Source organism: Streptomyces durocortorensis (genome assembly GCF_016901035.1).
In the GTDB taxonomy this organism is placed as follows: domain Bacteria; phylum Actinomycetota; class Actinomycetes; order Streptomycetales; family Streptomycetaceae; genus Streptomyces; species Streptomyces durocortorensis.
Map to the genome: position 1 here is coordinate 1 of NZ_JAFEUF010000121.1, position 17,773 is coordinate 17,773.

Here is a 17,773-nt window from a genome sequence, read left to right on the forward strand (position 1 = left end):
CGCCTGGAGGTGGGGGCGGGAAGCGAGGCTGGGGCCGGTGCGTGATCGACGGGGCCGGCCGCCCTCGCTGCTTGGTCTAGACCATACGGACGAGGGTTGGGCGGTCGTCAAGGGGCGTGTCTCGCGGCACCTGTCGCGTGGGGTGCATTCGCGCCATGTTGCTTCGGGAGTGAAAGCGGTTGCCCGCTCGGTCGTCGTGCGGGGGCGGTGTGCACCCTTCCGCGGAGTCGCGCAGGCATCAACCTCGGTTCACCGGGGCGGACGGGCTCTCGGTCACCCCGGGGCCCTGTTGCTCATCGCTGCCGCCAACCGCTCGCCTCCCGTGCATCCCCGATCTTCCATCCGGCCGAAAGCCGCCCAGCCGAATTCGGGGGGAATCGGGCGTCAGGCGTCCGGTTGAATCCTGGAGAATCAGCGGTCGCGCACGCCGAAGGGCCCCCGGGCGCCCAAGCCGAAGGGCCCCGGGGCGCGCACGCCGAAGGGCCCCGGGTCGCGCACGACGCACACCCCGGGGCCCTTCGCTTCGGTGAGCGAGTGGGATCAGCTCCGCTCCAGACCGCCCCGCCCGATGACCCCCGCGTACCACCGCGCGCTGTCCTTCACCGTCCGCCGCTGCGACGCGAAGTCCACGTGCACGATGCCGAACCGCTTGCTGTAGCCGTACGCCCACTCGAAGTTGTCCAGCAGCGACCACAGGAAGTAGCCGCGTACGTCCACCCCGTCCGCGATCGCCCGGTGCACCGCCGTCAGGTGCCCGTCCAGGTACGCCACCCGCTCCGGGTCGTGGACCTCGCCCTCCGGGTCCGCGTAGTCCTCGTACGCCGCCCCGTTCTCCGTCACCAGCACCGGCACGGACGGGAGTTCGTCGCGCAGGCGGGTCAGCAGTTCGTACAGGCCGTTCGCGTCCACCGGCCAGTCCATCGCCGTGCGCGGGCCCTCCGCCGGGGTGAACGCCACGTGCTGTTCCGCGCCCGCCCAGGGGGACGGGGACTCCGACGTGCCCGCCGAAACCACGCTCGGGGAGTAGTAGTTGATGCCCAGCGAGTCGATCGGGGTGGAGGTGACCTCCAGGTCGCCGTCCTTCACGAACGACCAGTCCGTCACCGCCGCCGTGTCCGCCACCAGGTCCTCCGGCAGCCTTCCGTGGAACACCGGGTCCAGGAAGATCCGGTTCGCCACCGCGTCGATCCGGCGCACCGCGTCCCGGTCCGCCGCCGTGTCGGTCAGGGGGCGCAGCGCGTGGAGGTTCAGGGTGAGGGAGATCTCGGCCGTCTCCGGGAGGCGGTCCCGCAGGACCCGCGCGCCCGCCCCGTGCGCCAGGTTCAGGTGGTGGGCGGCACGCAGGGCCGCCAGGTCGCTCGTCCGGCCCGGGGCGTGGACCCCGTTCCCGTACCCCAGGAACGCCGCGCACCAGGGCTCGTTCAGCGTCGTCCAGGTCGTCACCCGGTCGCCCAGCGCCCCCGCCACCAGGCCCGCGTACTCCGCGAACCGGTGCGCCGTGTCCCGCTCCGGCCAGCCGCCCGCGTCCTCCAGCTCCTGCGGCAGGTCCCAGTGGTAGAGCGTGGCCACCGGTCTGATGCCGGCGCCCAGCAGCTCGTCCACCAGGCGGCGGTAGAAGTCCAGGCCGCGCTCCACCGCCGGGCCCCGGCCGGTCGGCTGGACCCGGGGCCAGGAGACGGAGAACCGGTAGTCCGTGACGCCCAGTTCCTTCATCAGGCGGACGTCGTCCGGCATCCGGTGCAGATGGTCGGCGGCGATGTCACCGGTGTCGCCGTTGCGCACCTTGCCGGGCGTCCGGCTGAACGTGTCCCAGATGGAGGGGGTGCGGCCGCCCTCGGCGGCCCCGCCCTCGATCTGGTACGCGGCGGTGGCCGTGCCCCACCGGAAGGCGGTGGGGAAACGGAGCACCGTACCGGTCTCGGGGAGGGCGCCTGCGGCGGTCGCCGGGCGGGCATCGACAGCGGTCATGAGACTGACACTCCAGGAAGTGAGGGGGGAGGGGACGGGCGCCCCAGAGGTGGGGGCAGGGCGGTCAGCCCTTCACCGCGCCCTGCATGATGCCGCCGACGTTCTGCCGGCCCAGCAGACCGAATACCAGCAGCACGGGCAACGTGCCGAGCAGCGTGCCGGCCATGATCACCGACTGGTCGTTGACGTAACCGCCGCCGAGCTGGCGCAGCGCGACCTGCACGGTCGGCTCCTGCGAGGACAGCGCGATGATCGGCCAGAAGAAGTCGTTCCACGCCGTCATGAACGTGAGCATCCCGAGCACCGCCATCCCCGGCCGCGCGATCGGGATCACGATCGACCAGAAGATGCGCGCGGTGGACGCGCCGTCGACCCGGGCCGCCTCGATCAGCTCGTCCGGCAGCGACTGCACCAGGTACTGGCGCATGAAGAAGACACCGAAGGCCGAGACCAGGCCGGGCAGGATGACCGCCTGGAGCTGGTTCACCCACTGGAGCTCGGCGATCAGCATGAACAGCGGGATCACGCCGAGCTGCGGCGGGATCATCATCGTCCCGATCGTCAGCGTCAGCAGCGCGTTGCGGCCCTTGAACTTCAGCTTGGCGAAGGCGAATCCGGCCAGCGTGCAGCACAGGACCGTGCCGATCGTGATCGAACCCGACACGATCAGCGAGTTCAGCAGCGCCTTGCCGATGTCCGCCTCTTCGAGGACCTGCTCGAAGTTCTTGATCAGGTTCGGGCCCGGCAGCAGGCTCGGCGGGACCTTCGCCATGTCCGCGTTGGACCGGCTGGCCGCGACGATCGTCCAGTAGAACGGGAACGCCGAGATGAGCAGGGCGAAGCCGAGGATCAGGTAGGAGAGCCAGCCGCCCTTCATCGTGCGGCCCGCGCCTCCCTTGCCGATGCGCCTGCCCGACGGCGGGGTCTGCGGCGGGTCGCCCTTCTCGGGCGCGGTCGGCGGTGCGGCGAGCGCGGTCATCGGCCGGCCTCCTTGCGTGCGCGGCGGCGCACGAGCAGGGCGTTGACCCCGACGAGCACCACGATCAGGACGAACATCACCCAGGCGATGGCCGCGGCCCGGCCCAGGTGGAAGAAGCCCCAGCCCTGCTCGTACATGTACAGGCCGAGGGTCTGGTACTGGTGCGAGATACCGCCCGAGATCGACCCCTCGAACAGCAGCGGCTCACCGAAGAGTTGGGTCGCCCCGATGGTCGAGATGATGACCGTGAAGACGATCGTGGGGCGCAGCCCGGGGAGCGTGACGTGGATGAACTGCCGCCAGCGCGACGCCCCGTCCATCTCCGCCGCCTCGTACAGCTCGTGCGGGATCGACTGCATGCCCGCCAGGTAGATCAGCGCGTTGTAGCCGGTCCACCGCCAGACGACGATCGACGACACCGCGATCTGCGACGCCACCGTGCCGGTCTGCCAGTCCACCGGGTCGAAGCCGACCAGACCGATCACGTAGTTGATCAGCCCGAAGTCCTTGCCGAAGAGCTGCGCGAAGACCAGCGTCGCGGCGGCGACGGACGTCGCGTACGGGAGCAGGATCGCGGTCCGGATGAAGGTCCGGCCGCGCAGCTTGTAGTTGAGCAGGTGCGCAAGGCCGAGCGCCATCGCGAGCTGCGGGACCGTGGACAGCACGCCGATCGTGAACGTGTTGCGCAGCGAGGTCCAGAAGAACTCGTCGGTGAACAGCGCCGTGTAGTTGGCGATGCCCCGCCACTCCATCTCGCCGCTCGTCTGGAGCTCGACCCGGTAGAGCGAGACGAACGCCGTGTAGACGAGCGGGAAGAGGCCGAAGGCGATGAAGAGCGTGAAGAAGGGGGCGATGTAGGCGTACGGGGAGGCCTTGCGCCAGGTGCGCCGGAGCGCGGCGGCCCGGCCGTCGTCGGGGCCGGGCCCGGTTCCGGCGGGGCTGGGGGGCCCGGCCTTCGCGGTGGCGGTGAGGGACACGGTGCGGCCCTTCGGGATCGGTGGGCGGTCTGGTTACGGAGAGGAGAGGAGCGGCGTACGGGGGCGGGGCCGGGCCACCGTGGTGTGCACCGGTGGCCCGGCCCCGGGAGGGCGAGGAGGAGCAGGACGGTACGGACCGGCGGGTCAGCCGATCACGTTGTCCACGCCCTTCTTCGCCGTGCCCCACGCCTTGTCCGACGACACGCCCTTGCGCTCGACCTCGCCCAGCGCGTTCGTGATCTGCTGCATCACGTTCTGGTCGTGCACACCCAGCACCTGGACCGGGGCCTCCTTCGCCGCGTCACCGAAGATCTGGCCGATCGGCGCGCCGGAGAAGTAGTCGTCCTTCGCGTCCGCGATCGTCTCGATGGCGCCGGTCGAGGACGGGAAGTTGCCCTGCTTCTGGAAGACCTTCGCCTGCTGCTCGGGGGCGGTCAGCCACTCGATCAGCTTGTACGCCTCCTCCTTGTGCTTGGCCGCACGCGGGATGGAGAGGTACGAGCCGCCCCAGTTGCCCGCGCCGCCGGGCAGCTTGGCGATGTCCCACTTGCCCTTGCCCGCGTCGCCGGCCTGGCCCTTGACGTAGCCGAGCATCCAGGCCGGGCACGGGATCGTGGCGAACGAACCGGCCGAGAACGCCTGGTTCCACTGCGGGGACCACTGGTCGAGCTTGGCGCTCAGGCCCGCCTCGGCCGCCTCCACGGAGGTGTCCCAGGCCTCCTTGACCGCCGGGTTCTTGTCGTAGATCAGCTCGCCGGAGGCGTCGTAGTAACGCTCCTTCTCCTGGCCGATCATGATCCCGTAGAGCGAGCCGACGCTGTCCAGCCAGGCGCTCTTGGCGGGGGCCTTCTTCTTGTACTCCTTGCCCAGCTCCAGGTAGCCGTCCCACGTGGCCCACTTCTCGGCGAGCTCCTCGCGGTCCGTGGGCAGGCCGGCCTCCTTGAAGAGGTCCGTGCGGTAGCACATCGCCTCGGGGCCGACGTCCGTGCCGAGGCCGAGGATCTTGCCGTCCTCGGTGGTCGCCGCCGACCACTTGGCCTCGGCGAACTCGCCCTTGAGCTTGTCGGCCCCGAACTCCTTCAGGTCCTGGAACTTGTCGGACTGCTGCTGGGTGACCGACGCGATGCGGCCCACCTCGACGCCCTGCACGTCCGCCAGACCGCCGCCGCCCGCGAGCCGGGTCTGGAGCGACTTCCAGTAGTCCGCCTCGTCCTGGGTGTCGCTCTGCTTGATCGTGATGTTCGGGTTGAGCTTCTGGTACTCCTCGTAGAGGCCGGCCTCCTTGAAGCCGAAGGACCCGAAGAGGTCGACGTTGAGCGTGACCTTTCCGCCCGCGCTGTCGGAGGAGTCCGACGAGTCGCTGGATCCACAGGCGGCGAGGAGGGCCCCGGCGAGGACGACCGCGCCGAGGCGGGCGGTGGCTCTCTTGGCGGCTCGGGCGATGGGCATGGGAAGCCTCCCTTGGCTTCGGGATGAACCGAGCGCCTTGAGAGCGCTCTCAAAACCTGCGTCTGGAGCGTCTCCCACTGCCCCCGCCCCGTCAAGACTCGAACGCATAACAGCTTGGCGTTACACCGGACGACCATCCAACTGCCGCCTGTGTGCGTTCTCTTGACACTTACGTTTCAGGAGTTTTACGTTCCTTGGCACTTGAGAGCGCTCTCGAACGCGCTCTACGCCCCCCATGATCGAGGTGCTGCTCGTGCTGACCTCCCTCTCCGGACTCGTTTCCCGAGTCACCCCCAGACCCGCGGCCGCGACGCTCCTCGCGATCGCCGTGGCCGCCGTGGGTCTGGGCCCCGCAGCTTCCCCCGCTGCCGCCGCCACCATCCCCGCCGGCGCCGGCAGCTACACCGACGCGCGCCCGGCCGGCACCCAGGGGCCGACCACCAACACCGGGGCGCCCGTCACCCCGAAGCTCACCTCCGCCGTGCGGGACAAGCCGGTCCCGACCAACGACTGGTGGTCGTCGCTGGCCTTCCAGCGCTACGGCGACAACCCGTACAGCACCCCCATGTACGGGCACCCGCTCACGTACCAGGCCAAGGCCTCCGGCCTGGAGGTCGGCTATCCGACCACGCCCGCGATCGTCGGCGACGGCCGCCAGTACGAGTACGCCCACAAGGCCGACCTCACCGTCGGGCTCTCCGGCCTGAACTCGCCCGACACCAAGGCCGACGCCTGGTCCGACTGGACGGTGACGCCCTACTGGGCCGACGGATCGCGCACCTTCCGGGCCACCATCGGCCACGGCATGCCCTTCGTGTACGCCAAGGGCTCCGGCGGCGACGCCCGCATCACGACCGCCTCCGCGCCCACCGTCTTCTCCGACCAGGGCAACGTCCTCGGCATCACCGTCGCCGGGCACCACTACGCGCTCTTCGCGCCGACCGGCAGCGACTGGAACATCTCCGGTTCCACGATCACCGCCGGGCTCGGCTCGAAGGACTACTTCTCGCTCGCCGTGCTGCCCTCCACGGACGCGCTCGCCACCTACCGGAAGTACGCCTTCAGCTTCGTCACCGGCTCCCAGGTGGCCTGGCAGACCACCGGCGGCAACGTCCGGGCGACCTACAGCCTGACCACCGAGGCCAAGGAGGGCACCGAGCGCGGCACGCTCCAGGCCCTCTACCGCCACCAGTGGCTGCACACCTCCGACGCGCTGACCCCGTACACGTACGTGTCGCCGCGCGGCACGATGAAGGTCCGCGAGTCCGCCACCTTCACCACCAGCCAGAAGAACCAGGGCGTGGTGCCCGCGCTGCCCGCCTCCAGCGGCGTCGACAAGGCCCGGCTGACCGGCTACCTCAACGAGGTGGCAGGCGCCTCCGACCCGTTCTCGGGGGCCACGGACACCTACTGGACCGGCAAGGCGCTCGGCAAGCTGGCCCAACTGGTTCCCGTCGCCGACCAGATCGGCCAGACCGCCACCCGCGACAAGCTCCTCGGCCTGATGAAGGGCCGGCTCCAGGAGTGGTTCACGGCGGGCGGGGCCAGCGAGTTCAGCTACGACAAGGACTGGAAGACCCTCACCGGCTACCCGGCCTCGTACGGCAGCGACACCGAGCTCAACGACCACCACTTCCACTACAGCTACTACGTCTACGCGGCGGCGATCATCGCCCAGTACGACCAGGCCTGGGCGGCCGACTCGGCCTGGGGCACGATGATCAAGCACCTCATCCGCGACACCGCCAACGCCAGCCGCACCGACTCCGCCTACCCCTTCCTGCGCGGCTTCGACGTCTACGCGGGCCACAGCTGGGCCTCCGGCCACCAGGGCTTCGCGGCGGGCAACAACCAGGAGTCGTCCTCGGAGTCCATCAACCTCAGCGCCGGTCTGGTGCTCTTCGGCTCGGCCATGGGTGACAACTCCCTCCGTGATCTCGGCAGTTACCTGCTGACGACCGAGTCCGAGGCGATCACCCAATACTGGTTCGACGCCAACGACACCGTCTTCCCGGCCTCGTACAAGTACGGCACGGTCGGCATGGTCTGGGGCAGCGGCGCCTCCTACTCCACCTGGTGGACGGCCAACCCGGAGGAGATCCACGGCATCAACGTCCTCCCGGTGACCGGCGGTTCACTGCACCTGGCCCGCGAGAAGGCGGCCATCAAGCGGAACATCGCCGAGATGGAGCGCGAGAACGGCGGCCCGGCCCAGGAGTGGCGCGACCTGCTCTGGGAGTTCGAGGCCCTCTCCGACCCGACGTCGGCGAAGGCCAAGTGGGATGGTGTGAACGGGAATTACGAGCCGGAGCAGGGTGAGTCCAAGGCGCACACCTACCACTGGATCAACACCCTGAACACGGTCGGCGCCCCGGACATGACGGTCACCGGCGACATCCCGACCTCCGCCGTCTTCTCGAAGAACGGCACCCGCACCTACACCGCGCACAACCACGGCACCGCGACGCGCACGGTGACCTTCTCCGACGGCAAGACCCTGTCCGTGCCGGCCCGTTCGCAGGCCGTCAGCACGGGCCCCGGCGGCGGAGACCCGGACCCCGATCCCGACCCGGACCCGGGCAACCCGTCCACCGGCAACACCTTCCGGCTCAAGACCGGCGGCACCCTCACCACCGCCACCACCGACCCGGCGGGCGCGGACACCATCGCCTCGGCCGACGGCGTCAACCGGGACGGCACCCCGTACCGCCCGACCGTCTACGAGGTGAAGAAGGTCAACGGCAAGGTCACCGCCGGGGCCGCCACCGCGTTCCGCCTCCGGGTGGACGCGGGCACCAAGGTCGGGCTCGCCCCGCAGGTCCGGGTCAGCTACGACCTGACCGGCGACGGCACGTTCGACCGGGCCGAGACCTTCCGCTACTTCGCGACCGACCCGGTCAACGGGTGGGAGGAGTACACCCAGGCGGCGGGCGTCAAGGCGGCCACCGGCAGCCTGGGCGAGCTGAAGAACGGCACGGTCCGGCTGGAGATCTGGAACGCGCTCGGCAGCGGCACGTCCCAGGTGCAGACCGGCACGGACGCGGCGGTGCTGCGGATTCCTTACCAGTGACCGCTGCCGGTCGACGACCGGCAGGGGTGACGTAGAGCGCGGCGGGTCTCCGGTTCCTCAGGCGGAGGCCCGCCGTACGTTCGTGCGGGGCCGGGCCGGCTTCGGGCGGAGGCCCGCCGTACGCGTGCGCGGGGCCGGGCCCCGGAGCGGCCCCGCTTCAGGCCGAGGCCCGCCGTACCAGCGTGACCGGGGTGATCACCGACTCCGGGACGTCCCCGCTGCCCGTACGCTCCCGGTCCAGGGCGCGCAGCAGCAGCCGGGCCATCAGCCGCCCCTGCCCCTCGATCTCCTGGCCGACGGTCGTCAGCGGTGGATCGGTCTCCGAGGCCACCGAGTCCATGTCGTCGAACCCCACCAGCGCCACCTGCTCCGGCACGGAGATCCCCCGCTCGCGCAGGACCCGCAGTGCGCCCGAGGCCATCAGGTCGTTGGCGACGAACACCGCGTCCAGGTCGGGCCGCCGCTCCAGCAGCTCCGCCATCGCCCGCGCCCCGCTCTCCACGGTGAACGCGCCGTCGGCGACGAGCGTCGGGTCCACGTCCAGCAGCACGTCCCGGTAGCCGTCCAGCCGGTCCATCGCCGAGGTCTGGTCGGCGGGGCCGCCGATGTGCGCGATGCGCTGCCGCCCGAGGTCCTTCAGATACTGCACCGCCAGCCGCGCCCCGCCCCGGTTGTCCGCGTCGACGTACGGAACGGCCTGGTCGCCCGGGTCGGCGGTCCAGCTGGGCCGGCCGCCGTACACCGCCGGGATGCCCGCCCGCCGGGTGATCGCGGGCACCGGGTCGTCGGTGTGCAGCGAGAACGCGAGCGCCCCGTCGACGTGCCCGCCGGACAGATAGCGGGCTATCCGGTCGAAGTCCCCGGGGCCCTCCACCAGCAGCAGGACGAGCTGGGTGTCGTGGGCGGTGAGCTCCTTGCTGATGCCCCGGATCTGCTGGGAGAAGAACGGGTCCGAGAAGAACCGCGTCTCCGGCTCGGCTATGACGACGGCCACCGCGCCGGTGCGCCGCGTGACGAGGGTCCGCGCCGCGTGGTTCGGGATGTAGCCCAGCTCGTCGACGGCCTTGAGCACCTTGTCCACGAGCGGCTTGCGGACGCCGTCGCCCCCGTTGACCACCCGCGAGGCCGTGGCCCGCGACACCCCCGCGCGGGCCGCGACGGCTTCCAGGGTGGGCCGGGATCCGGGGGACTGCTCGGTCAAGGCGGTCGCTCCTTGTCGACGGGGCGGCGGTACGCGGGCCGCCGGCTCGTCTACAGCCTAGCGCCGGGTGCCGGCCGTGCTGAGAGCGCTCCCAGAGAAGGTTTCGGGGGTCTGGCGGGTGGTTGGGCCCCGCTGTGCGCCTCTTCCGGGCCACCTGCGCGTTGAACACGCTGGGTATGCATGCCCATCACGCAGAGTGGAAGGTGTGTGGCATGGAAGCGACGGAGCGGCGCAGGGCGGCGGCGGAGCGGGTACGGACGGCTGAGGACGCCGTGGAGCAGCTGAGGGAAGGGCTCGCGGAGTTCGGGGTGAAGCTGCCGTCCCTGCGGATCGACCCGGTCTCGTGCGCGGGCGACGAACCGGCGCCCCTGGTCGATCTGGGCCGCTGCAACATCGACACCGCGTTGCGGCTGTGCGAGGTGCTGGCGGAGAAGGAGAGCGGTCATGACGGGTGAAGGATGTGCGCCGGGTACGCCCGAGGAGGGCGCGTTCGCCGTGGACGCGCGGGACGGGCGGGTGGGCCGGGTGACGGGCCGGTCGGGGCCGGACGTGCGGCTGCGGCCGCCCGGCGGAGGGCCGGAGTGGGACTGCCCGCCGGAGGCGGTGCGGACGGCGTCACCGGGCGTGGTGCTGCGGGCCCGGGTGACGGAGATCAACAGGGAGGGACAGCTGCCGCGTTGAGGCGGGGCCGTCCTCACATGAGGCGGCGGGGCCGACCCCTCCTCGGGGTCGGGCCCGCCGCCGTCGAGGGGGCGCGCACCGCGTCACATGATGCGGTAGGCCATGTAGTACGCACTCAGTTGCTCGTGGTAGAGCGGGTCCTCGGTCTGCTGGTGGCGGTCGAACTCCGGGGAGTCCTTGACCTGGTCCTTGGTGAGGTCGACGTAGACCTTCCGGTCCTCGGTGTCGATGCGCTTCACCGTGCCGGCGGGCAGCAGCACGTGCTTGCCGAAGATCCAGGCTCCGGTGTCGACGAGCAGATAGGCCGAGCCCACCTCGTCGGAGTGCTTGTCGACCTTTCCGATGCTGCCGTCGGTGGCCTCGACCGCGTATCCGGTCAGATCGGCGCCCGTGGTGTGACCGCTCGCCGGCTGGTAGCCCCAGAGGGAGTCGCTCATGTGTGGCTCCTTTCGCGAAGGTCGCCTGCTCGTTCGCGCGGCGGATCATCGATACGTCCGGGATATCTCTGCTGAACGTCGTGTGCCCCTCGGGGGTCGCCCCACACCTCCCCGGGCGGGCGCCGGGGGTGCGGGCGGGCGCGGTGGTAGGAAGGCCGGAGCCGATGGACGGAGAAGAGACGGTGTCCGAAGACGTACGCGGGTGGCTCACCCCGAGGGCGGTCGCGGCCGAGGCCGGGGTCAGCCAGGAGTTCGACCTGTCGCAGTGCGTGCGCGAGCCGATCCATCTGCTCGGCGGTGTCCAGTCGTACGGGGCGCTGGTCGCCGCGCGGCGGGGCGACGCGGTCGTGGACACCGTGAGCCGGAACGCGGCCGGGGTGCTGGGCCGGGCGGCCCGGGACTTGCTGGGCCGCCCGGTCACCGAGCTGATCGGCCAGGAGCAGTGGGACCGGGCGCGGGAGAGCGCGGAGGCCGTGGACGTGGACGTGGACGCCGGGGCGGACCCCGCGGCGACGGACTCCGGCGCGGTCGCCCGGCAGGACGGGCCCGCTTCCTCCGGGGTGCTGCCGATGACGCTGGAGGGCGTGGACGGGCCCCGGCTGTTCGACGTGACCGTGCACCGGACCGGGGACCTGCTGGTCCTGGAGTTCGAACCCCGGGCCGAGGGCGGGCCGTTCGTGTTCCAGAACTTCTACCCCCGGGTGCGGCGCGCCCTGCAGAAGCTGCAAGGCGCGTCCGACGTCACCGAGTGCTGTGCGGCCGCCGTCCGCGAGATCCGGGCGCTCACCGGCTACGACCGGGTGGTGGCGTACCGCTTCGACGGCCGTGACGGGCCCGGCCAGGTGATCGCGGAGGACCGCAGTGAGGGGCGCGAACCCTGGCTGGACCTGTGGTTCCCGGCCACCGACATCCCGCCGCAGGCCCGCCGCCTCTACGCCCGCAACTGGATCCGCGTCATCGGCGACGTGGACGACCGCACGGCGGGGCTCGTACCCGAGCGGCGGGCGGACACGGGCGAGCCGCTGGACCTCTCCGCGTCCGTGCTGCGGACGGTCTCCGGCTACCACCTGGAGTATCTGCGCAACATCGGCGTGGCCTCGTCCATGTCCGTGTCGCTGCTGCACGAAGGGGAGTTGTGGGGGCTGATCGCCTGCCACGGCGACGAGCCGAGGCGGCTGTCCCCCGAAGTGCGGGCGGCGTGCGAGTTCTTCGGGATCGCGCTGTCCCTGCAACTCGCGGCCGTCGCCGGCCGCGAGGAGGCGGACGAGCTGGCCCGGAGCCGGCGGTCGCTCGCCTCCGTGCTTGCCCGGTTGACCTCCGGGGCGTCGGACGACTGGATGAGGCCCGGATCCGGCCTGGTCGAACTGCTCGACGCGGACGGGGCGGTGCTGCTGCGGGGCACGGAGACGGTGGAGGCGGGGGCCCCGCTGCCCGAGGCGCTGCCCGGACTGCTGGCGAATCTCGCGCGGCGCGGGGCCGTCGGCGAGGTGTGGAGCAGCGACCGGCTGCCCGAGGTCCTGGGTCTGGAGCCGGAGGAGGCCGAGGCGCAGGGTGTTCCCGCGGGTCTGCTCCTCCTGCCGTTCAACCGGGACGGCGACCTGCTGGCCTGGTGGCGGCACGAGCGGCCGGCGCCCCGGGAGTGGGCCGCCGACCCCTCCCGGCCGGTGCGCACGGGGCCGGGCGGCGAGCGGCTGACCCCGCGCGGTTCGGCTGCGGTCTACCGGGCGACCGTACGGGGGCGGAGCGCGGCGTGGAGTCCGGCCCAGCGGGTGGTCGCCGCCGAGCTGTGGCGGGAGGTGTCGGGGCTGCTGACCCGGCAGGTGGTGGCGCTGGAGGCGCGGAACACCGAGCTGGCCCGGACGAACGAGGACCTGGACTCGTTCGCGCACGCGGCGGCGCACGACCTCAAGGAGCCGTTGCGGGGGATCTCGAACGCCGCGGCGTTCATCGTCGAGGACGCCGGAACCGTACTGGACACGACGTCCCTGCGCCGGCTGACCACGGTGCGGCGGCTCGCGGAGCGCATGGACGGGCTGCTGGATTCGCTGCTGCACTTCTCCCGGCTGGGGCAGGTGGGCCTGGAGCGGGAGGTGCTGTCGGTCGACGAGGTGCTGGACGACGCGCTGGTGGTGGCCGGGGGACGGCTGGCCGAGCAGGGGGTGACGCTGGTGCGCCCGGCCGCCCTGCCCCGGCTGCGGGCGGACCGGGAGCGGTTGCGCGAGGTGCTGGAGAACCTGCTCGTGAACGCGGCCAAGTACGCGGCGGACGAGGGCACGGGGGAGCGGCGGGTGTGGGTGGAAGCCGTACGCATCGCGGCGCCGGGCCGGGCTCCTGAGGAGGGCGCGGACGCGGGCGGGGCGGGCGGGGGAACGGTGACGGCTCTCGTCGTCCGCGACAACGGCATCGGCATCCCGGCCGGGCAGCAGGAGGACGTGGTCCAGCTGTTCCGCCGACTGCACCGCCGCGACGAGCGGGGCGGCGGCTCGGGCGTCGGCCTGGCCGTGGTCAAGCGGATCGTGGAACGGCACGGGGGCCGGCTGTGGCTGGAGAGCCCGGCCGCCGCACCGGACGCCGACTGCGGCGGCGGTCCCGGCACGGCCGTCTGGTTCACGCTGGGGCCTCAGGAGGGGCGGCCGTAGCCCCGCCGTCGGCCGCGCGCGGCAGCCAGAAGTCGACCGCGCCCTGCAGCACGGTCCGGAACAGCTCGAAGTTCACGGGCTTGTAGATGTAGCTGTCCGCGCCCGCCGCGTAGCAGGCGTCCTCCTCCGCGGAGGCCGTGGAGGAGGTGAAGACCACCACGGTCAGCGACGCGCACGCGGGGTGGGCGCGCAGGCTCGACAGCAGCGTCAGGCCGCCGATGCCCGGCATGTTGAGGTCGAGGAGCACCAGGTCCGGGGTCCGCGCGGCCGGGTCCAGGAGCCGGGGCAGCACGTCCTTGCTGCGCGGGGCGAACTCCAGGTCCAGCAAGGGGTGCGAGCGGGACAGGGCGCGCTGGATGGCCTCGGTGTCCTCCTCCGAGTCCTCGACCACGAGGATCAGTCCGCCACCGGTCATCGCAACGCCGCCTGTTCGAGCCAGGTTTCCAGGGGGAGCAGGCCGTCGGTGGGCGTGATGCCGGTCCAGCGGGCCACGAGCAGGGCGATGTCGTCCTGCCCGGAGGCGCGGAAGCTCCTGGCCTGCCGGGCCAGGCTCTCCGCGACGTGTGCGGCGTCGCTCCCGCGCAGGGCGGAGAGGCGCTCGGGCAGGACGCTCTCGAAGTACGTGCCGTCCGCCTCGCGGGACTCGGTGAGCCCGTCGGTGAACAGGACGAGGGTGTCGCCCGGGGCGAGGAAGTCCTCGTGGCTCTCGTACGAGACGTCGTCCAGGATGCCGAGGAGCAGCCCGCCCGAGGCCACCTCGCCGATGGAGCCGTCCGCGCGGAGCACCAGCGGCCGCGGGTGGCCCGCGCTGCACGTGGTGAGGAGCACGGTGCCGTCGGCCCGGGGGGTCACCGTCACGACGACCGCGGTGAGGAAGCGGGTTGCCCCCTCCTGGCGCAGCGCCCGGTTGAGGCGGCTCAGGGCGGTGCCCGGGTCGGTGCCCTCCTCCAGGAGGGTGCGCAGGGTGTGCCGGGCGAGGCCGGTGAGGGCGGCGGCCTCCGCGCCGCGCCCGCAGACGTCGCCGATCAGCAGGGCGATGGAGCCGTCCGGGCGGGGCACGGCGTCGTAGAAGTCGCCGCCGACGTCGAGCATCGGGTCGCCGACCTCGTAACTCGCCGACAGGTCCCACCCCGCGGCGGCCGGAAGCTTCGAGGGGAGCAGATGCTCCTGGAGCGAGAGGACGGCGTGCCGGCGCAGCTCGTACAGCAGGGCGTTGTCGATGGCGAGGGCGGCGCGGGTGGCGAGGCTGTCGAGGAAGGCGCTGTCGGGCAGCCGGTCCTCGGGGCGCTGGTAGACGAAGGTGATGGTGCCCACGACGCGGCCCCGGGCGTGCAGGGTGCTGACGCTGACCACCGTGGGGTGCCGGCCGTCCGCGCCGGCGGGACCGGGGTCGGCGAACGGGGATCCGTCGAGGTCGGCGCCGCCCAGGAACAGCGCCTGGTCGCCGTCGTCGCGGCGGGCGAGCAGATCCGCCAGCCACGGGTCTTCGCGGCCCGCCGCCTCCAGCGCGCGCTGCTGCTGGACGGCGACGTGGGTGGCGGCGACGAACTCGGGGCCTTCCTTGCGCAGCAGGTGGACGAGGCAGCCGTCGGCGACGGCCGGGACGGCGATCCGGGCCACCCGTCTGAGGGTGTCCTCGACGTCGAGGGACGAGTCCATCTGGAGCGAGGCCTCGGCGAGCAGGGCGTCGTCGGCGCCCCGGCGGGCCTCGCGGCCGCGCTGGAGTATGCCGGTGTGGCAGGCGACGATGACGTCGACGGCCTGGGCGAGGCGGCGGGCGACGCCCTCCGTGTCGGCCGAGGCGTCCACGGCGACGCTGAGCCCCGCCCAGCCGCTCCGGTCGAGCCGGAAGGTGCACCCGACGACGGATGCCCCGGGCGACTGCCGCAGGAACTCCGCCTCCGGCCACGCCGCGTCGTCGAGCGCGTCCACCCGGACCCGGGTGACGGCCGGCTCGCCGTCCGGTTCGCGGCCGGCGGCCCCCGGCAACGTACGGGCCGTCGCGACGATCACCGGGGTCTCGCTCCCGGAGCTGAGGGCCCGCATGTACCGCAGGGTGGGGCCCTCGTCCCACCGGGTGCCCACGACGAGGTGGACGCCCGGGGTGGCGAGGAGCGGCGCGTAGACGTCGTCGGCCAGCGCGGCGACCTCCTCCGCCCGCGAGGCGGCCTGCCAGAGCCGGTGCAGTGCACCGGACCAGGTGTCGTCGTCGACCATGCCCCGCCCTCCGGTGCCGTCGTTCGGCGTCTGCTGCCCGTTGTCTGTCCTGGGCCAGTATGACCGGGGGGCTGGATTTCATTCCTGGGGCGGGGGGCGCCGGTACCGGGCGGTAAGGGCGTGCTGCCTGTGCGCGACCACTCGATCGTGGGACGCTGTGAGGGAACGGCCGGCGGCCGTGAAACCCCGATCTAGCCTGCTCGGCAAGGCCACGGAAGAAGGGACCCGCGATGACCGCAGCGTTTGTCGAGAACGGCCAGGCATCGGATGGGCGCGCGTGGGACTACCTCCTGCAGACATGGCGTGAGCTGGACGTGCCCGAGGGGTGGCGCGCCGAGATCGACGAGGGGCAGATCGTTTTGGTACCGCCGCCGCACGCACACCACAACGGGATCGCCGAGGCGGTACAGAGCCGTCTCTACAGGGGCCTGCCCGAAGGGCTGGGGATCTACCAGACCCTCGGCGTCCACATTGCCCCGCTGGGCAAGCTGTACGTCCCCGATCTGGTGGTCATGCCGCGGGTATTGATCACAGACGCCGATCCGGGGACCAGCGACCCGATGGACGCCTCGGAGGCGTTGCTCGTCGTCGAGATCACCTCGCGCGGCAACGCCCGGGAGGACCGCACCAAGAAGTACCGGGCGTATGCCCGGGCGGGCGTCCCGATGTATCTGCTGATCGACCGGTTCGACACCCGGGGGCCGATGGTCACGTTGTTCACCGAGCCGAACGAGGACGGCACCTACAAGCACACGGACGCGGTGCCGTTCGGCAAGCCGCTGACCGTGCCGTCCCCGTTCGACGTACAGCTGGCGACGGAGGAGTTCCCGGGCGCTTCGTGAGCCGTCGGGCGCCTACGGCCGGGTGACCACCTTGATGTTGAAGGTGTGGGAGTTCACCCCGCCCGCGATCCCCATGAACAGGAACGCGAAGTGCTCCTGGCCGCGTGCGGTCGTGATGCCGCCGATGTCGAGCTGGGAGGAGGCCGGCCAGCCGAGGTCGGTGAGCAGCCGGCCGGTGGTGGCCTTGGCCTCGGGGTCGTCGCCGGAGAGGAAGACCGTGCCCGGCTCGGTGAGGTCGCCCGGGGCGGTCATGGTGGTCGAGTCCATGGTGCAGAGCGTCTTGACGACGGGCGTCAGGGGGAAGGCCTCCTGGATCAGCTCGCCGAGGCTGCTGTTGGGGTGGGTGAGGGCGCTGAAGTCGTCGGAGAGGCCGACCCCGACGTCGATCAGCAGGGTGCCTTCCAGGGCCGGGGCCCCGATCGAGTGGAGCAGGTCCACGGAGACGCCGCCGGGCGTCGCGTTGACCAGGACCTCCGCGTGTGCGGCCGTCTCGTCGAGGCCCGCGACGGGCAGGCCGAGGTCGGTCCGTTCCTTCGGGTGACGCGATCCGAGGAGGACGTCGTGCCCTGCGGCGCGCCAGCCGGTGGCCAGGGCGCGGGCGACATTTCCGGTGCCGAGCAGTCCGATTCGCATGGGCACGACGCTAGGCGGCGGGGTGCCCGGGGCGGATCGGTCGGTGGTCCTGTGCGGGCCGTACCAAGGGCGTAGTCCGGAGGGCGGGTGTCGGTGCGCGGCGTCCGTGGTGGTCCCGTCAGTGGCGGCCGGCCGCGCGGGCGAGTTCGACCAGCCATCCGACGATGCTGAGCGGTGCCGGAGGGGCGACCTCCAGGCCGAGTTCGGCCAGTCCCACGGCGTAGTCCGGCTCCTCGACGGGCAACGCGAGCAGATCATGGAGCTCTCCGGCGAGCTGGGCCACCAGTCCCGGAACCGTGCTGTCCAGATAGTCCTGGAGCGCGGCCGCATGGTCCTCGAACCAGCACCCGTCCGACCGGCTCGGGACGCGAGGGCCAGGCCGCTTCGCCCTTCTTCTTCACAGGGGCCGGCATGGAGGTCAGGACAGTGAAAGGTGGATCAAGGTCGCACACCTTAACAACGCGGTCGCACCGTCGACCGGGGACCACCGGAGCCTTGGGGGCTTCTTGACGTAGGAGGCTCCGGATCACTTTGGGGCAGCCGGTTTTCCGGCACGGACGAGTACGGCTCCCGGGGGGCGGGGGGGGGGGGGGGCGGCCGCGCGCGGGGGGGGGGGGGGGCGCGGGGGCGGGGGGGGGGGGGGGGGAGAGGGGGTCCCACCCCGGGGCGAGGGGCGCGGG

General features: G+C 72.0%; 14 protein-coding genes and 1 pseudogene. 5 read left to right on the top strand and 10 right to left on the bottom strand.

The annotated features are described in order from the left end of the window. Window positions 1-540 precede the first annotated feature (540 nt). The 4 genes from JS521_RS21550 to JS521_RS21565 all read right to left on the bottom strand — a co-directional run bounded on the left by JS521_RS21550 (window position 541) and on the right by JS521_RS21565 (window position 5,373). Entirely contained in the window at window positions 541-1,968 is a 1,428-nt protein-coding gene (locus JS521_RS21550; protein ID WP_205084587.1) for a GH1 family beta-glucosidase, read from the bottom strand. Window positions 1,969-2,032: 64 nt separating this feature from the next. After that, on the bottom strand, window positions 2,033-2,947 hold the full coding sequence (locus JS521_RS21555) for a carbohydrate ABC transporter permease (RefSeq protein WP_205084588.1): 915 nt from the start codon (window positions 2,945-2,947) through the stop codon (window positions 2,033-2,035). Then, complete coding sequence (locus JS521_RS21560; RefSeq protein WP_205084589.1) at window positions 2,944-3,924, bottom strand: carbohydrate ABC transporter permease; 981 nt, start codon at window positions 3,922-3,924, stop codon at window positions 2,944-2,946. The genes JS521_RS21555 and JS521_RS21560 overlap by 4 nt, the downstream gene beginning before the upstream one ends. 144 nt (window positions 3,925-4,068) lie before the next feature. Further along, window positions 4,069-5,373 (bottom strand): ABC transporter substrate-binding protein, encoded by a 1,305-nt coding sequence (locus tag JS521_RS21565; protein WP_205084590.1) that lies wholly within the window; start codon window positions 5,371-5,373, stop codon window positions 4,069-4,071. 235 nt (window positions 5,374-5,608) lie between these two features. Between JS521_RS21565 and JS521_RS21570 the strand changes: the two genes are divergently transcribed. Further along, entirely contained in the window at window positions 5,609-8,443 is a 2,835-nt protein-coding gene (locus JS521_RS21570) for a glycosyl hydrolase (RefSeq protein ID WP_205084591.1), read from the top strand. A gap of 157 nt (window positions 8,444-8,600) precedes the next feature. Here the strand turns inward: JS521_RS21570 and JS521_RS21575 are convergent, their stop codons facing one another. Then, complete coding sequence (locus JS521_RS21575) at window positions 8,601-9,644, bottom strand: LacI family DNA-binding transcriptional regulator (RefSeq protein WP_205084592.1); 1,044 nt, start codon at window positions 9,642-9,644, stop codon at window positions 8,601-8,603. 212 nt (window positions 9,645-9,856) lie between these two features. On the opposite strand from JS521_RS21575, the gene JS521_RS21580 reads away from it, so the two are divergent. Then, window positions 9,857-10,099, top strand: coding sequence for a hypothetical protein (locus JS521_RS21580; protein ID WP_205084593.1), 243 nt, complete (start codon window positions 9,857-9,859; stop codon window positions 10,097-10,099). Then, window positions 10,089-10,325, top strand: coding sequence for a hypothetical protein (locus JS521_RS21585; protein WP_205084594.1), 237 nt, complete (start codon window positions 10,089-10,091; stop codon window positions 10,323-10,325). The genes JS521_RS21580 and JS521_RS21585 overlap by 11 nt, the downstream gene beginning before the upstream one ends. Window positions 10,326-10,408: 83 nt before the next feature. On the opposite strand, the gene JS521_RS21590 is transcribed toward JS521_RS21585, so the two are convergent. Continuing rightward, on the bottom strand, window positions 10,409-10,762 hold the full coding sequence (locus JS521_RS21590) for a PRC-barrel domain-containing protein (RefSeq protein WP_205084595.1): 354 nt from the start codon (window positions 10,760-10,762) through the stop codon (window positions 10,409-10,411). A 164-nt stretch (window positions 10,763-10,926) separates the two neighbouring features. Between JS521_RS21590 and JS521_RS21595 the strand changes: the two genes are divergently transcribed. Continuing rightward, a complete protein-coding gene (locus tag JS521_RS21595) occupies window positions 10,927-13,401 on the top strand; it encodes an ATP-binding protein (protein WP_239487617.1) in 2,475 nt (824 codons plus the stop codon). Here the strand turns inward: JS521_RS21595 and JS521_RS21600 are convergent. After that, window positions 13,370-13,816, bottom strand: coding sequence for a response regulator (locus JS521_RS21600; RefSeq protein ID WP_205084596.1), 447 nt, complete (start codon window positions 13,814-13,816; stop codon window positions 13,370-13,372). The genes JS521_RS21595 and JS521_RS21600 overlap by 32 nt on opposite strands. Continuing rightward, on the bottom strand, window positions 13,813-15,618 hold the full coding sequence (locus JS521_RS21605; RefSeq protein WP_205084597.1) for a PP2C family protein-serine/threonine phosphatase: 1,806 nt from the start codon (window positions 15,616-15,618) through the stop codon (window positions 13,813-13,815). Before JS521_RS21605 ends, JS521_RS21600 begins: the two co-directional genes overlap by 4 nt. A gap of 230 nt (window positions 15,619-15,848) precedes the next feature. Here JS521_RS21605 and JS521_RS21610 point away from each other — a divergent pair, with 230 nt between their 5' ends. Next, window positions 15,849-16,460, top strand: a complete 612-nt coding sequence (locus JS521_RS21610; RefSeq protein WP_205084598.1) for a Uma2 family endonuclease — start codon at window positions 15,849-15,851, stop codon at window positions 16,458-16,460. Between the two features lie 12 nt (window positions 16,461-16,472). On the opposite strand, the gene JS521_RS21615 is transcribed toward JS521_RS21610, so the two are convergent. Both JS521_RS21615 and JS521_RS21620 read right to left on the bottom strand, forming a co-directional pair. Next, complete coding sequence (locus JS521_RS21615; protein WP_205084599.1) at window positions 16,473-17,093, bottom strand: NADPH-dependent F420 reductase; 621 nt, start codon at window positions 17,091-17,093, stop codon at window positions 16,473-16,475. Between the two features lie 118 nt (window positions 17,094-17,211). Continuing rightward, a pseudogene (locus JS521_RS21620) lies at window positions 17,212-17,421 on the bottom strand (contact-dependent growth inhibition system immunity protein); the annotation flags it as partial. Window positions 17,422-17,773: the final 352 nt, after the last annotated feature.

Excerpts from the sequence above, each read along its gene's own strand:
- JS521_RS21550 (WP_205084587.1), bottom strand. The coding sequence starts at position 1,968 with ATGACCGCTGTCGATGCCCGCCCGGCGACCGCCGCAGGCGCCCTCCCC.
- JS521_RS21555 (WP_205084588.1), bottom strand. The coding sequence starts at position 2,947 with ATGACCGCGCTCGCCGCACCGCCGACCGCGCCCGAGAAGGGCGACCCG.
- JS521_RS21565 (WP_205084590.1), bottom strand. The coding sequence starts at position 5,373 with ATGCCCATCGCCCGAGCCGCCAAGAGAGCCACCGCCCGCCTCGGCGCG.
- JS521_RS21570 (WP_205084591.1), top strand. The coding sequence starts at position 5,609 with ATGATCGAGGTGCTGCTCGTGCTGACCTCCCTCTCCGGACTCGTTTCC.
- JS521_RS21580 (WP_205084593.1), top strand. The coding sequence starts at position 9,857 with ATGGAAGCGACGGAGCGGCGCAGGGCGGCGGCGGAGCGGGTACGGACG.
- JS521_RS21585 (WP_205084594.1), top strand. The coding sequence starts at position 10,089 with ATGACGGGTGAAGGATGTGCGCCGGGTACGCCCGAGGAGGGCGCGTTC.
- JS521_RS21590 (WP_205084595.1), bottom strand. The coding sequence starts at position 10,762 with ATGAGCGACTCCCTCTGGGGCTACCAGCCGGCGAGCGGTCACACCACG.
- JS521_RS21595 (WP_239487617.1), top strand. The coding sequence starts at position 10,927 with ATGGACGGAGAAGAGACGGTGTCCGAAGACGTACGCGGGTGGCTCACC.
- JS521_RS21600 (WP_205084596.1), bottom strand. The coding sequence starts at position 13,816 with ATGACCGGTGGCGGACTGATCCTCGTGGTCGAGGACTCGGAGGAGGAC.
- JS521_RS21605 (WP_205084597.1), bottom strand. The coding sequence starts at position 15,618 with ATGGTCGACGACGACACCTGGTCCGGTGCACTGCACCGGCTCTGGCAG.
- JS521_RS21610 (WP_205084598.1), top strand. The coding sequence starts at position 15,849 with ATGACCGCAGCGTTTGTCGAGAACGGCCAGGCATCGGATGGGCGCGCG.
- JS521_RS21615 (WP_205084599.1), bottom strand. The coding sequence starts at position 17,093 with ATGCGAATCGGACTGCTCGGCACCGGAAATGTCGCCCGCGCCCTGGCC.